Annotated in this window: 15 protein-coding genes; 6 read left to right on the top strand and 9 right to left on the bottom strand. The window is 71.1% G+C overall.

Annotated features, from left to right (window positions below; translation table 11 throughout):
- The first annotated feature begins 162 nt into the window (after positions 1–162).
- Positions 163–966: a C40 family peptidase gene (locus tag ACIRC0_RS08250; RefSeq protein ID WP_403613019.1), complete on the top strand. Its 804-nt coding sequence runs from the start codon at positions 163–165 to the stop codon at positions 964–966.
- Between the two features lie 87 nt (positions 967–1,053).
- On the opposite strand, the gene ACIRC0_RS08245 is transcribed toward ACIRC0_RS08250, so the two are convergent.
- Both ACIRC0_RS08245 and ACIRC0_RS08240 read right to left on the bottom strand, forming a co-directional pair.
- Positions 1,054–2,841: an FAD-dependent oxidoreductase gene (locus ACIRC0_RS08245; RefSeq protein WP_403613017.1), complete on the bottom strand. Its 1,788-nt coding sequence runs from the start codon at positions 2,839–2,841 to the stop codon at positions 1,054–1,056.
- A gap of 85 nt (positions 2,842–2,926) precedes the next feature.
- On the bottom strand, positions 2,927–4,216 hold the full coding sequence (locus tag ACIRC0_RS08240; protein ID WP_403613014.1) for a geranylgeranyl reductase family protein: 1,290 nt from the start codon (positions 4,214–4,216) through the stop codon (positions 2,927–2,929).
- Positions 4,217–4,374: 158 nt separating this feature from the next.
- Between ACIRC0_RS08240 and ACIRC0_RS08235 the strand changes: the two genes are divergently transcribed.
- Both ACIRC0_RS08235 and ACIRC0_RS08230 read left to right on the top strand, forming a co-directional pair.
- Positions 4,375–4,881 carry a GNAT family N-acetyltransferase gene (locus tag ACIRC0_RS08235; protein WP_403613011.1) on the top strand — a complete coding sequence of 169 codons (507 nt, stop codon included), beginning with the start codon at positions 4,375–4,377 and terminating at the stop codon, positions 4,879–4,881.
- Positions 4,882–4,974: 93 nt separating this feature from the next.
- A complete protein-coding gene (locus tag ACIRC0_RS08230; protein WP_403613008.1) occupies positions 4,975–5,316 on the top strand; it encodes a PASTA domain-containing protein in 342 nt (113 codons plus the stop codon).
- Here the strand turns inward: ACIRC0_RS08230 and ACIRC0_RS08225 are convergent.
- The 5 genes from ACIRC0_RS08225 to ACIRC0_RS08205 form a co-directional block, all read right to left on the bottom strand.
- On the bottom strand, positions 5,303–5,998 hold the full coding sequence (locus ACIRC0_RS08225; protein ID WP_403613006.1) for a demethylmenaquinone methyltransferase: 696 nt from the start codon (positions 5,996–5,998) through the stop codon (positions 5,303–5,305). The genes ACIRC0_RS08230 and ACIRC0_RS08225 overlap by 14 nt on opposite strands.
- 127 nt (positions 5,999–6,125) lie before the next feature.
- Positions 6,126–6,767: an imidazolonepropionase-like domain-containing protein gene (locus ACIRC0_RS08220; protein WP_403613004.1), complete on the bottom strand. Its 642-nt coding sequence runs from the start codon at positions 6,765–6,767 to the stop codon at positions 6,126–6,128.
- Positions 6,768–6,774: 7 nt separating this feature from the next.
- Complete coding sequence (gene mqnC, locus ACIRC0_RS08215) at positions 6,775–7,989, bottom strand: cyclic dehypoxanthinyl futalosine synthase (protein WP_403613001.1); 1,215 nt, start codon at positions 7,987–7,989, stop codon at positions 6,775–6,777.
- A gap of 87 nt (positions 7,990–8,076) precedes the next feature.
- A complete protein-coding gene (locus ACIRC0_RS08210) occupies positions 8,077–8,802 on the bottom strand; it encodes a prepilin peptidase (RefSeq protein WP_403612999.1) in 726 nt (241 codons plus the stop codon).
- Positions 8,803–8,835: 33 nt separating this feature from the next.
- A complete protein-coding gene (locus ACIRC0_RS08205; protein ID WP_403612996.1) occupies positions 8,836–9,684 on the bottom strand; it encodes a menaquinone biosynthetic enzyme MqnA/MqnD family protein in 849 nt (282 codons plus the stop codon).
- Positions 9,685–9,971: 287 nt separating this feature from the next.
- Between ACIRC0_RS08205 and ACIRC0_RS08200 the strand changes: the two genes are divergently transcribed.
- Complete coding sequence (locus ACIRC0_RS08200) at positions 9,972–10,175, top strand: cold-shock protein (RefSeq protein ID WP_043442843.1); 204 nt, start codon at positions 9,972–9,974, stop codon at positions 10,173–10,175.
- A gap of 142 nt (positions 10,176–10,317) precedes the next feature.
- Here the strand turns inward: ACIRC0_RS08200 and ACIRC0_RS08195 are convergent, their stop codons facing one another.
- Entirely contained in the window at positions 10,318–10,893 is a 576-nt protein-coding gene (locus ACIRC0_RS08195; RefSeq protein WP_403612994.1) for a helix-turn-helix domain-containing protein, read from the bottom strand.
- Positions 10,894–10,963: 70 nt separating this feature from the next.
- Between ACIRC0_RS08195 and ACIRC0_RS08190 the strand changes: the two genes are divergently transcribed.
- Entirely contained in the window at positions 10,964–11,680 is a 717-nt protein-coding gene (locus ACIRC0_RS08190; protein WP_403612992.1) for an AzlC family ABC transporter permease, read from the top strand.
- Positions 11,677–11,991 carry an AzlD domain-containing protein gene (locus ACIRC0_RS08185; protein WP_403612989.1) on the top strand — a complete coding sequence of 105 codons (315 nt, stop codon included), beginning with the start codon at positions 11,677–11,679 and terminating at the stop codon, positions 11,989–11,991. The genes ACIRC0_RS08190 and ACIRC0_RS08185 overlap by 4 nt, the downstream gene beginning before the upstream one ends.
- Before the next feature lie 15 nt (positions 11,992–12,006).
- On the opposite strand, the gene ACIRC0_RS08180 is transcribed toward ACIRC0_RS08185, so the two are convergent.
- A complete protein-coding gene (locus ACIRC0_RS08180) occupies positions 12,007–13,212 on the bottom strand; it encodes a cytochrome P450 (protein WP_403612987.1) in 1,206 nt (401 codons plus the stop codon).

Below are 13,212 nucleotides of genomic sequence, written 5' to 3'. Positions count from 1 at the left end.
GACGAAAGCCCATGATCACAGGCTTGATCACCACTGTCCGCTTTGCCCGTTACGGCGTCAATAAAGAATGACACGCCCGGGATTCAGGCCGCCGATTGAACAACTGTGGCGCACCACACGTTTCTTGAAGGTATGGAGGAGTCCCTGGTACCGCTTGTCCCCATGTCCCACACCGCTCACATACGCAGCCACCGGAAGCCCCGCAACCGCAGCGCGTCGACCATCGCGATGCGGGCCTCAGTCGCCGGTGGTGTCCTCAGCACCCTGGCCGTGGCCGGGGCCTCGGCATCGGCCGACGCCGCGGAGCCGGTGACCCAGACGCTCGAGCTGCCGACCCTGACGGCCGACGTGGCCACGCAGGTCGCACAGTCCGCGGCGGCCACCCAGCAGGCCGCGGCCAATTACCAGCTGCAGGTCGAGCGTGACGCGGCCGCCGCCAAGGCCGCGAAGCAGGCCCAGACGGACCTGGCCCAGGCCAAGAAGAAGGCGGCCGAGGCCAAGCGGAAGGCCGAGGCGGAGCGCAAGCAGGCGGAGGCCGCCTCGCGCAGCGCCGAGCGCACCGTCCTCACCGCCGCCTCGACCACCGCCTCGACGAGCTCCTCCACGGCCACCGGTTCGGTCGCGGAGGTCGTCGCCTTCGTCAAGGCGCAGATCGGCAAGGCGTACGTCTCCGGCGCCACCGGTCCGTCGGCCTACGACTGCTCCGGCCTGGTGCAGACGGCCTTCAAGCAGGTCGGGGTCAACCTCCCGCGGGTCTCCCAGGACCAGTCGACGGCCGGCACCCAGGTCTCGCTGAGCAACCTGCAGCCCGGGGACATCCTGTACTGGGGCAGCGCGGGCAGTGCCTACCACGTCGCGGTGTACGTGGGCGACGGCATGTTCGTCGGCGCGCAGAACCCCTCCAGCGGCGTCGGGGAGCACCCGCTGTCCTACGACCCGCCGTCCGGCGCGGTCCGCGTGCTCTGACCGAGCCGTCGCAAGCGGTACGGGGATCGCAGGGCCGTCGCCCGTTCGAGGCGGCGGCCCTCCCCGCTCATCCCCGGCCGACTCCGCTCACCCCACGTCGAACGTGTTCGGCAGGCCGAGCCGATAGCGCACCTCGTCGACCCGCTTGAGGGGCTCCAGCTCCGGCGGGCGGTACAGCTCCCAGATCCGGCACCGCTCGGCGTCCGCGCCGTCGGCGTCCAGCAGCGCGTTGACGGCCCTGCGCGCCGACTCGTTGGCGCCCTCCATCGTCGCCAGGTCCACATCCGTCCGGACGTAGTCGCCCGCGAGGAAGAAATTCGGTACGGCGGTCCTCGCCGAGGGGCGGTTGTAGAGCGTGCCCGTCGGATGGATGAGGAGCGGCTCGCGGTTCTGCGGGTCGGGGCCGCCGAGACCGGTCACCGCCGGGTCCATGAACCAGCCGAGGCGATCCTCGTCCCTCAGCGTGGTCTTGCCGGAGTCGTTGAGTCCGTCCTTCAGCTGGGCCCACAGCTCCGCGACGATCTCCTCCTTGGTGCACTCGCGGGCCGTCTTGCCGTACAGGATGCCGGGCTTGTCCCACTCCGAGATGATCGCGGACAGGCAGTCCCGGGCCTGACCGTCGCCGTAGTCCCGCGAGAAGTCCCGTACGTCCCAGAACTGCGCCTGCCCGATCCCGGTCACCGACCAGGGTGAGTCCAGGCAGTTGATGTGCCCGTGGACGACGGGCGTGGGCGTGCGCAGATAGAACTGCACCCCGGTCATCCAGTCCGTCTTGAGCGCGTCGCACCGGGCGAGCTGCGGATCGGCGGCGCGCAGGGCGGCGCCCCAGGTGCGGCGGGCGTGCTCGACGGGCATCGCGGAGACGTAGTGGTCGGCGGTGAGGGTGCGCTCGTCCCCGCCGTCGCGCGCGGCGACCCTCACGCCGGTGACGCGCCCGCCCCCGTAACCCACCTCACGGACCTCGGTGCCGAGCACGAACTCGACGCCGAGGGAGCGCAGGTGCGCGGCCCAGGGGTCGATCCAGGCCTCGCTGGTCGGGGCGTTGAGGACGCGGTCGATGTCGGCGTCGCCGTCCAGGCCGCGGCCGAGCAGGCCCCAGAGGATGAGGGCCTCGATGATGACGCGGCCGACCGTGCGCGTGGACGCCACCTCCGCGCGCGTGGCGACGAGGTTGCGGGTCTGGCCGATGCCGAGGAGGGTCTGGTACTCCGCGCTCATCTCCTCGGCCCGGATGAACTGCCACCAGGACGTCTTCTCCCACTGGTCCTCGCGGCGGGCGTCGCAGCTGGTGAGGTGGACCAGGAGGCGGTCGGCGAAGTAGGCGGCCTCGTGGGCGGGCAGGCGGGTACCCAGGTCCAGTACGGACAGGATCTGGTCGCGGAGCCAGGACGGGATGATGTCGCCGGGGGCCGGCGGGGTGGTGACCCGGCGCAGCGGGAAGTGCAGGTCAGGGCGGCCGGAACTGCGGGCGAACAACTCCTCGGTGCCGTTGCGCAGGTTGCCGTGGACGCCGTTCGCGTTGCCGGGGAAGGGGATGCGGCGCATGGTGTCCGGCAGGTTCCGGTAGAAACCGGGGAAGAACCGGAAGCCGTGCTCGCCGGGCAGCGGTCTGCGGCCACCGCTCCCCGTACCGGGCACGTCCATGGAGCGGGCCTTGCCGCCGAGGACGTCGTAGTACTCGTAGACGGTGACGGCATAGCCGCGCTCGGCGAGTTCCTGGGCGGCGCTGAGCCCCGAGACACCGCCGCCGAGCACGGCGACGTGCCTGCGGGTGACGGCACGGGCGCGGCCGCCGGGCCATAACGAGACGGCGGCGGCTCCTCCGGCCCCTGCGAGGAAGCGTCTGCGGGTGGGTTCCTGGTGTTCTGTTGTCATGGGCACCGGAGGGTAGGGAGAGACGGACCGCGACGGAAGGTCGCGGCCCGGTCACCTACAGCACCCTCACCTGCCGGTCACCTGTTCACGCCTTGGGAGCCACCTTGGACAGCCCGTTGATGATCCGGTCCATCGCGTCGCCGCCCGTCGGATCGGTGAGGTTGGCGAGCAGCTTCAGGGTGAACTTCATGAGCACGGGGTGCGTGAGGCCGCGCTGGGCAGCGATCTTCATCACCTTCGGGTTGCCGATCAGCTTCACGAAGGCGCGGCCCAGCGTGTAGTAGCCGCCGTAGGTGTCCTTCAGGATCTTCGGGTAGTTGTGCAGGGCGAGTTCGCGCTGGCCGGGGGTCGCGCGGGCCAGGGCCTGGACGATGACGTCCGCCGCGATCTGGCCGGACTCCATGGCGTAGGCGATGCCCTCGCCGTTGAAGGGGTTCACCAGGCCGCCCGCGTCGCCGACGAGCAACAGGCCCTTGGTGTAGTGCGGCTGGCGGTTGAAGGCCATGGGGAGGGCGGCGCCGCGGATCGGGCCGGTCATGTTCTCGGGGGTGTAGCCCCAGTCCTGAGGCATCGAGGCGCACCAGGCCTTGAGCACCTCCCGCCAGTCCAGTTCCCTGAAGGACTCCGAGGTGTTCAGCACGCCCAGGCCGACGTTGCTCGTCCCGTCGCCCATGCCGAAGATCCAGCCGTAGCCGGGCAGCAGCCGCTCCTGGCCGCCGCGCCGGTCCCAGAGCTCCAGCCAGGACTCCAGGTAGTCGTCGTCGTGGCGCGGGGAGGTGAAGTACGTACGGACCGCGACACCCATGGGGCGGTCCTCGCGGCGGTGCAGGCCCATCCCCAGCGACAGCCGCGAGGAGTTGCCGTCCGCCGCGACCACGAGCGGCGCGTGGAAGGTGACCTCGCGCTTCTCGTCGCCCAGCTTGGCGTGCACGCCCGTGATACGGCCGGTGCGGTCGTCGACGATCGGGGCGCCCACATTGCAGCGCTCGTACAGCCGCGCGCCCGCCTTCTGCGCCTGCCGGGCCAGCTGTTCGTCGAAGTCGTCGCGCTTGCGGACCAGTCCGTAGTCAGGGTAGGAGGCGAGATCCGGCCAGTCGAGCTGGAGCCGCACCCCGCCGCCGATGATGCGCAGACCCTTGTTGCGCAGCCAGCCGGCCTCTTCGGAGATGTCGATGCCCATCGCGACGAGCTGCTTGGTGGCGCGCGGCGTCAGACCGTCACCGCACACCTTCTCGCGGGGGAACGCGGTCTTCTCCAGCAGCAGGACGTCCAGGCCCGCCTTCGCGAGGTAGTACGCGGTGGTGGAACCGGCTGGCCCGGCCCCGACGACGATCACATCGGCGGTGTGTTCGGTAAGGGGCTGGGGCTCGGTCACGGCGGGTTCTCCCCAAGACTCGACGACGACAACACCAGCGCCTGCGGCAGGCAGCGAGAAAGCCACGGGGAAACCGCGGCCGAAACAGCGTTCTGACGGGCACTGGACATGGGCAGTCTATTCAGCGTCACCGACCTCCCGGCTGAAGGGCTGCCCCCATGAACCGAGCTCTCCCCGACGTACGGCTGCGCGTCCCCACCGACGAGGACGCCTTCGCCTGGCACCGGGTGTTCGCCGACCCCGAGGTCATGGAGTTCCACGGCGGCAAGGCCGCCGAGCTGTCCGTCTACGAGGAGCTCACCGCCCGCCAGCGCCGGCACGACGCCGAGTACGGCTTCTGCCTGTGGAGCGTGCTCGACGAGTCCGGGGAGGTCATCGGCTTCACGGGCGCTCAGCCGTGGCCGCGCGAGTGGGGCCCGAAGGGGGAGATCGAGATCGGCTGGCGGCTCGGGCGGGCGCACTGGGGCAAGGGGTATGTGACGGCCGCCGCCCGGGTGACCCTGGAGCGCGTGCGTGCGGCGGGGGTGAGCGGCGTGGTGGCCATGGTCGACTCCCGCAACACGCGGTCCATCGCGGTCACACAGCGGCTGGGGATGCGCCTGGCGGAGACCTACACGACGCCCGCGTCGCAGCGGCAGGGCCACTGCTACCGCCTCGATCTGTGACCGAGCGTGATCGACTGTCACAGAAAGACACCTGGCGCTTCCGGGTGGCACCCCCGGCCGGTTACCCTTCCTGTACCGCTGGGGGTGACATCTGTGCCTATACCACCCAAAACACCCGAAGTGCGCGTGCCGCGGCTGATCGGTCTGATGGCGATGGACGCGCGTGAGGCCGCCAAGCAGCAGGGCGTCCTGCTCGCCGCACCCGACCGGCCCGACTTCCACCGCACCGTCGTCGACTACGTCGTACGGCAGTACCCGCAGCCGGGCGCCGAGGTGCCGCGCGGTGCCGTCGTCACCGTCTGGTTCGACCTCGGCGAGGGCGAGGGCGGCGGCGGAGCGGGCGTACGCGAACCGCGCGTGCCACCACCGCCGAGGGGCGGAATGCAGCGCGAGCTGGACGAGCCGGGCGACCCGTACGCGGTCAGTCCTGCTTGAAGCCCCGGTGCAGGGCCACGATCCCGCCGGTGAGGTTCCGCCACGCCACCTTGGACCAGCCCGCCTTGCGCAGCCGCTCGGCGAGGGCCGGCTGGTCGGGCCAGGCGCGGATGGACTCGGCGAGGTAGACGTAGGCGTCGGGGTTGGAGGACACCGCGCGGGCCACCGGCGGCAGCGCGCGCATCAGGTACTCGGTGTAGACCGTGCGGAACGGCGCCCATGTGGGATGCGAGAACTCGCAGATCACGACCCGCCCGCCGGGCCTGGTCACCCGGTACAGCTCGCCCAGCGCCGCGTCCGTGTCCTGCACGTTGCGCAGGCCGAAGGAGATGGTGACGGCGTCGAAGGTGTCGTCCTTGAACGGCAGCTTCGTCGCGTCGCCCGCGGTGAAGGGCATCCAGGGGTGCCGCTTCTTGCCGACCTGGAGCATCCCGAGCGAGAAGTCGCACGGGACGACGTACGCGCCGGTCCGCGTGAAGGGGAGCGACGAGGTCGCCGTGCCGGCCGCGAGGTCCAGGACCTTCTGCGCGGGCCGCGCGTCGACCGCCTTCGCGACCTCCTTGCGCCACAGCCGCGCCTGCCCGAGTGACAGCACGTCGTTCGTCAGGTCGTACCGTTCCGCCACGTCGTCGAACATCGAGGCGACTTCGTGCGGCTGCTTGTCCAGGGATGCGCGGGTCACGGGGCCATTGTGGCAGCAGGGGGTACGGCGTCGTGTCAGCAGCCTCGCCATCGGCGCCGGTGGACCAGGCCTCACTATCGACGCCGGTGCACCAGGCCTCGCCATCGGCGCCGGTGCACCAACCTCGCTATCGACGCCGGTGCACCAGACGTCCGGCGATGACCGTCGCCACGCACGTTCCGGCTCCGCGTTCGGCGAGCGCCGCATCGTCCGGGGCGTCGAACACGGCGAACGTGGCGTCCATGCCGACGCGCGGCAGCGGCAGCACGATCGCCTCCTCCAGGCTCCGTCCGGTCAGCGGATCGAGACACGGCGGGCCCGTGGGAGCCCCGAACCGCTGCTCGACCGTCAACCCCGCCCGGTACACGGCGGCGACCACGGCGGGGCGCCACAGGTCCCCCGCCACCGCGACGGTCCCGTGCGCCAGCATCCGCTGCACCCCGTGCCGTGCGCTGGCGCCCCAGCGGGCGTCGCTCAGGGCGAGCGCCTCGAGGGCCGCGCCACTGAGCGGCTCGGTACCCAGCTCATCGGCCTCACGCGGGTCCGGGTGGTAGGTCTGCTCCAGCAGTTCGGGACCGTACGGATTCAGCAGCCCGGGGGCGAGCAGTCCGGGCCACCGCCTGACCCGGGCCGTGGGGTGCGCGGCCGCCAACTCCTCGTACGTCCCGAGAGCCGCGAGCTCCCGGCCGTCGACGAGCAGGGCGCCTTCCGGCACGGACGGCCGCGCATCACCGGTGACCACGAGGTCGGCCACGTGAAGCGTCAGCATGCGCGCCCTAGTTGGACGCCAGGAGCTTCAACTCCGGGTGGGCCGTACCGCCCTCGATGGCCGTGGAGGAGATGTGGGACATCACGCGGTCGTCGACCGGGTCGTTGGCCGGGTCGTCGTGGACCACGAGGTGCTCGTACGTCGTCGACCGCTGGGCCGGGACGCGCCCCGCCTTCCGGATCAGGTCGATGATCTCCATGCGGTTGGAGCGGTGCTTGGCGCCGGCCGAGGAGACGACGTTCTCCTCGAGCATGATCGAGCCGAGGTCGTCGGCGCCGTAGTGCAGGGTCAGCTGGCCGACGTCCTTGCCGGTGGTCAGCCAGGAACCCTGGATGTGCCGGACGTTGTCGAGGAACAGACGGGCGACCGCGATCATCCGCAGGTACTCGAAGATGGTCGCCTGGGTGCGGCCCTTCAGGTGGTTGTTCTCGGGCTGGTAGGTGTACGGGATGAACGCCCGGAACCCGCCCGTGCGGTCCTGCACGTCGCGGATCATCCGCAGGTGCTCGATGCGCTCGGCGTTGGTCTCGCCCGTGCCCATCAGCATGGTCGAGGTGGACTCCACACCCAGCCGGTGCGCGGTCTCCATGATCTCCAGCCAGCGCTCGCCGCTCTCCTTCAGGGGCGCGATCGCCTTGCGCGGGCGCTCCGGCAGCAGTTCGGCGCCGGCGCCGGCGAAGGAGTCGAGCCCGGCGGCGTGGATGCGGGAGATGGCCTCCTCCACGGACACGCCCGAGATACGGGCCATGTGCTCCACCTCGGACGCCCCCAGGCTGTGGATGACCAGCTGGGGGAACGCCTCCTTGATGGCGCGGAAGTGCCGCTCGTAGTACTCGACGCCGTAGTCGGGGTGGTGGCCGCCCTGGAACATGATCTGGGTGCCGCCGAGTTCGACGGTCTCGGCGCAGCGGCGCAGGATGTCGTCGAGGTCGCGCGTCCAGCCCTTCTCCGTGTCCTTGGGGGCCGCGTAGAAGGCGCAGAACTTGCACGCCGTCACACACACGTTCGTGTAGTTGATGTTGCGCTCGATGATGTACGTCGCGATGTGCTCGATCCCGGCGTACTTGCGGCGGCGCACGGCGTCGGCGGCGGCGCCCAGCGCGTGCAGCGGCGCGTCGCGGTAGAGGACGAGCGCTTCCTCGGGGGTGATCCGCCCACCGTCGGCGGCACGGTCGAGCACGGCTGTGACATCAATGGACGTGAGGTCGGCCTTCTCGGTCACCGGGCTCCCTTTCGGCGGGGATGGACGGACACGTAAGGGTCGTGGCGGACCGAACCAGCCTACGCCAGCGCTTTTACCGGCCCGACGTCAGGCCGCGTACGCGCCGATGAGCAGCCCGACGAACGTGCCCGCGATGAGGAACGGCCCGAACGGGATCGTCGTACGCCGTCCGGCGCGCCGGGCGAGGACGAGCCCGAGCCCGTACAGCCCCCCGAACAGGAACCCGGCGAAGGTGCCGAGCACCACGGTCCCCCAGCCGTACCAGCCGAGCACCGCACCGAGCCCGGGCGCCAGCTTGACGTCCCCGAAGCCGAGACCGTGCGGGTTGAGGAGGAACAGCAGGAAGTAGGCGCCGCCCAGCACGAGCGCGCCGAGCAGCGCGGTGCGCCACCGGCCCGCGTGCTCGGGCGCCAGCGCGGCCAGCCCCAGCAGGGCGGGGGCGGCGCCGGCCAGCGGCAGGGTCAGGACGTCCGGCAGCCGCTGCACCCGGAAGTCCACGAGGGTCAGCAGGACGCCGACGGGGGCGAGCAGCAGCCACACGGCCAGCTCCGGGCGCGTGCCGGTGGCGAGCGCGAGCACCGCGCACACCAGTGCGGTGACCGCGCCCACGACCACGGTCCCGGAGCCGTACGCCCGCCCGTCAGCACACCGCGCCCGTCCGACCCATCCGCCGATCGGATGCCCGTCCGGGCACCGGTCCCGCCACGGCTGCCCGGGCTCGACGGACAGCCGGTACGCGGCACGGGGCACCAGCGCGCCGGCCGCCGCACCCCACACCGCGGCGGCGACGGCCGCCCAGAGGTCCAGATCCACCCGGACAGCGTAGGGACGGAGCGGACAACTCCCCTACCGTTCGAGCAGCTTCACCTTCACGTCCGCCGGGAAACCGGTCGTCGGGCCGACCCGGCGGGCGAACTCGGCGACGGCCTCCAGCTGCGGGCCCCCGAAGCTGAAGTCGAGCGTCGTGAAGTACCGCTCCAGGACGTCCTCGTCGAAGGCCTCCCAGCGTGCCGCCTGCTCGGCGACCTTGCCGACCTCCTCCAGGGACAGGTTGCGGGAGGAGAGGAAGGCCTCGTGCACCGTGCGGGTGATGACGGGCTCCCGCTCCAGGTAGTCGCGCCGGGCGGCCCACACCGCGAAGACGAACGGCAGGCCCGTCCACTCCTTCCACAGCGTGCCGAGGTCGTGGACGTCGAGGCCGAAGCGCGGTCCGTCGATGAGGTTGGCGCGCAGGGCGGCGTCGCCGATCAGCACGGCCGCCTCGGCCTCCTGCATCATCAGGCTGAGGTCGGGCGGGCAGGTGTAGTAGTCCGGGGCCACCCCGTACCGCTCGGCGAGCAGCAGCTGGGCGAGGCGTACGGAGGTCCGCGAGGTGGAGCCGAGGGCGACCCGGGCGCCGTCCAGCCGGTCCAGCGGGACCTGGGAGACGATCACGCAGGACATCACCGGGCCGTCACAGCCGACCGCGATGTCGGGGAAGGCGACCAGGTCGTCTGCGTTCCTGAGGAACTCCACCAGGGTGATCGGACCGATGTCGAGGTCGCCCCGCACGAGCTGCTCGCTGAGCTTCTCGGGTGTGTCCTTGGTCAGCTCGAAGTCGAGGAGGGTGCCGGTTCTCGCGAGCCCCCAGTACAGGGGCAGGCAGTTGAGGAACTGGATGTGGCCGACGCGCGGCCGGGTGCGAGAATTGTCCACATCGCGAGACTAGCCCTCGCGCTCTGCGGCGCCGTCTTCGCCCCCCGCTGTCAAGGGTTCCCGCGTCATTCAAACGTCCGGGTGACGTGATCTTGACCTCTATTGCTTTTGGCTGCCCGCGTGCTACGCTCGCAGCAAGTTGCAGTTTGGTTTCCTTGCAGTACAGAGCCTGCGGAGCATGTGACCGCGGGCTCTCGTCGTTTTCAGACATATGCAGTTGTGCAGCGGTTCCGTTTTCACACTTGCAGTTCTGGAGCAGGGCAACCCTTTGGGCCCAAGGAGGGCTTATGGCTACCGGAACCGTGAAGTGGTTCAACGCCGAGAAGGGCTTTGGATTCATCGCCCAGGAAGGCGGCGGCCCGGACGTCTTCGTCCACTACTCCGCGATCAACGCGAACGGCTTCCGTTCCCTCGAGGAGAACCAGCAGGTCTCCTTCGACGTGACGCAGGGGCCGAAGGGCCCGCAGGCGGAGAACGTCACTGCGATCTGAAGATCGCTGAGTCCCTGATCCAGACCTGAGAGCAGTACCCAAGGAGCCCCGCGCCATTCGGCGGCGGGGCTCCTGCCTTTCGATGAATTCTTCGCGAATTCTTCAGGATGCACCGGCCTCCCCCACGAGAGCCGAGGCGCGCTCACACGTGCTGCATGACGAGCACGAAGGCGCTCCCGGGTGCCAGTGCCTCGTACGAATGGGCGACGTCACCGCGGAACGCCATGTAGTCCCCGGGGCCCAGCTCCACCTCCTCACCGCGCGGCCCGGCGAGAACCCGCCCCTCACTCACGATCAAGTGCTCCAGGCTGCCCGGAATATGGGGTTCCGATAGCCGCGCGGCCCCCGGTTCCAGCCGGACGTGGTACAGGTCCCGGCGCGCGCCGGGCGGGCTCGCGGACAGCAGGGTCGCCGCGTAGCCGGCCTGCTCCGAGTGCACGGTCGGCCCCTGACCCGCGCGAATCACCTGAACGGCGGGGGCGGGCGGTTCGACCAGCGCGCTGAACGGCACGCCGAGGGCGACGCCGAGCGCCCACAGGGTCTCCACGCTGGGATTGCCGCCCGCCGCCTCCAGCTGGGACAGCGTGGACTTGGCGATGCCGGCCCGCTTGGCCAGCTCGGAGAGGGAGAGCCCGGCCCGGGTGCGCTCTCGGCGCAGGGCGGCGGCGATCCAGTCCAGCGGGAGCCGGGGCGGTGGGGCGGCGGTGTCGTGGGCCATCGGGCGTTCGCTCCATCGGTACGTTCGTTCATCTTGACGAACAGAAAGGCTGTTGTCCATTGTAGGAAACATGCGTTCGCTGTTCCGAACACCCGAGGTTCTCCCCTTACCGCCGACCGTGGACCGTGCCCTGCTCCGGGACATCTCCCTCGTCTGCCTCGCCAGTGGAGTGGTCGGCGTCTCGTTCGGGGCGATCGCGGTCGCGGGCGGGCTGCCGGTGTGGGTGCCGGTGGTGATGTCGCTGGTGGTGTACGCGGGCTCCGCTCAGTTCAGCGCGGTGGGGATCCTGCTCGCCGGGGGCGGCCCCGTGGCCGCGGCGGCGACGGGTCTGCTGCTGAACACGCGTACGGCGGCGTTCAGCCTCGCGGTGGCGGACGTGCTGGGCGGCCGGGGGCGCGCGGCACGGTTCCTGGGCGCTCACCTGGTGACCGACGAGACGGCGGCCTTCGCCCTGGCCCAGCGGGACCCGGCCCGGCGCCGCGCGGCGTTCTGGATCTCCGGGATCGGGATGTACACGGTGTGGAACGTGAGCGTCCTCGGCGGGGCCCTGGCCGGGGGCGCGCTCGGCGACACCGACACCTTCGGACTGGACGCCGCCTTCCCCGCGGTGCTGGCGGCGCTGGTCCTCCCGTCCGTACGGGACGACGCGGGCGTACGGCGGGCGGCGCTGGCCGGCGGCGCGGTGGCCCTCGCGGTGACGCCGTTCGTGCCGGCGGGGCTGCCGGTGCTGCTGGCACTGGCAGGGCTGCTCGCGCTGGGCCGACAGGCCTCGGGGAGGCAGGCATGAGGGCGACGTTCGCCGCGATCGTGGCGCTGGCCGTGGGGACGTACGCCTTCCGGCTGGCGGGCCCGCTGCTGCACGGCCGCGTCGAACTCCCCGACCGGGTCCAGCGGTTGCTGTCGGCGGGGGCTGTGGTGCTGCTGGTCGCGCTGCTGACGACGGGCGCGCTCACCGAGTCGGGCGGCTTCGCCGGGTGGGCGCGCCCGGCCGGGGTCCTGGTGGCCGTGGGCCTGGCGTGGCGGCGGGCGCCGTTCGTGGTCGTCGTGCTGGGCGCTGCGGCCACGACGGCCCTGCTGCGGGCGGCCGGGGTGGCCTGACCGCCCGGCCGCGCCTCACCAGGTCACCGGCAGCTCCAGCGGAAAGCGGCGGATCGTTTCCGTGTCCCAGCGGATCTCCTCGGCCGGCACGGCGAGGCGCAGCGTCGGGAACCGCTCCACCAGGCGCCCGACGGCCACCTCCAGTTCCGCCATCGCCAGCGGTACGGCGATGCAGCGGTGGCCGCCCCAGCCGAACGTCATATGCGGCATGGGCGGCCGCTCCGGGTCGATGACGTCCGGGTCCGGGTAGCGCTTCGGGTCGCGGTTCGCCGTCAGGTACGACACGTGGACGAAGTCGCCCTTGCGGATCCGTACGCCGTCCATCTCGACGTCCTCCAGCGCCACCCGGGGGATGCCGACCCCCTTGCGGAACGGGATGTAGCGGAGCAGCTCGTTGATGACGTCGGTCAGGGACTCCGGCCGGCTCCTCAGGTGCTCCATCAGCTCGGGGCGGGTCAGCAGCAGGTAGCAGATGTCGCTGATCTGGCAGGTGGCGGTGTCCTGCCCGCTGAGCACCAGCGTCAGCGCCATGACCGCCAGTTCCTCGTCGTCGAGGGCGTCGTCGCCGTCCTTGGCCGCGGCCAGCGCGCTGATCAGGTCGTTCCCGGGGGTGCGCCGCCGCTGTTCGACCTGCTCCAGGAAGTAGGAGCGCAGCGCGGCCTTGGCGTTCGCGGCGGTCTCGCGGCTGTCGGGCCCGGTCTCGAGCAACTGGTGCGCGTACTCCTGCATCCGCGCCCAGTCCTCGCGGGGGATGCCGAGGACGTCGTAGATGGTCTGCTGCGGGAGCTGGTTGGACAGGTGCTGGACGAGGTCCGCGGGCGGCCCCTGCTCGGCCATCTCCTCCAGGAGGGTGTCGGCCAGCCGGACGATCTGCTGCCGCATCCGCTCCACGTGCCCCCGGGCGAAGCCCTGGGACGCCAGACGGCGCAGGCGGCTGCTGTGCGGCGGGTCCATCACGTTGATGGACTCCCGGGAGACGATGGGCTCCGGGGTCAGCCGCGGATAGTCGTGCCCCATGATCGCCGCCCGGCTGAACCGCTGGTCGGTGGTCACCTGCCGTACGCCTTCGAAGTCGGTGATCAGCCAGGCGGCGCCGTCACCGTACGGCAGCCGGATACGGGTGATGGAGTCGCGGGCCATCAGCTCCGCGAGCGCGGGATCGAACTCCAGACCCTCGCTGAAGTCGAACGGGCACATCTTCGGTTCGGTGCTCTGGGTCAT

It is taken from the genome of Streptomyces sp. NPDC093984 (assembly GCF_044764595.1).
GTDB classification, from domain to species: domain Bacteria; phylum Actinomycetota; class Actinomycetes; order Streptomycetales; family Streptomycetaceae; genus Streptomyces; species Streptomyces cynarae.
The sequence above is the reverse complement of the archived record's forward strand: the minus strand, read 5'-3'. Positions and strand labels throughout refer to the sequence as shown.

Bases quoted from the DNA above. Each gene is read 5' to 3' on its own strand.
- ACIRC0_RS08250 (WP_403613019.1), top strand. From the start codon at position 163: ATGTCCCACACCGCTCACATACGCAGCCACCGGAAGCCCCGCAACCGC.
- ACIRC0_RS08245 (WP_403613017.1), bottom strand. From the start codon at position 2,841: ATGACAACAGAACACCAGGAACCCACCCGCAGACGCTTCCTCGCAGGG.
- ACIRC0_RS08235 (WP_403613011.1), top strand. From the start codon at position 4,375: ATGAACCGAGCTCTCCCCGACGTACGGCTGCGCGTCCCCACCGACGAG.
- ACIRC0_RS08220 (WP_403613004.1), bottom strand. From the start codon at position 6,767: ATGCTGACGCTTCACGTGGCCGACCTCGTGGTCACCGGTGATGCGCGG.
- ACIRC0_RS08200 (WP_043442843.1), top strand. From the start codon at position 9,972: ATGGCTACCGGAACCGTGAAGTGGTTCAACGCCGAGAAGGGCTTTGGA.
- ACIRC0_RS08195 (WP_403612994.1), bottom strand. From the start codon at position 10,893: ATGGCCCACGACACCGCCGCCCCACCGCCCCGGCTCCCGCTGGACTGG.
- ACIRC0_RS08190 (WP_403612992.1), top strand. From the start codon at position 10,964: ATGCGTTCGCTGTTCCGAACACCCGAGGTTCTCCCCTTACCGCCGACC.
- ACIRC0_RS08185 (WP_403612989.1), top strand. From the start codon at position 11,677: ATGAGGGCGACGTTCGCCGCGATCGTGGCGCTGGCCGTGGGGACGTAC.
- ACIRC0_RS08180 (WP_403612987.1), bottom strand. From the start codon at position 13,212: ATGACCCAGAGCACCGAACCGAAGATGTGCCCGTTCGACTTCAGCGAG.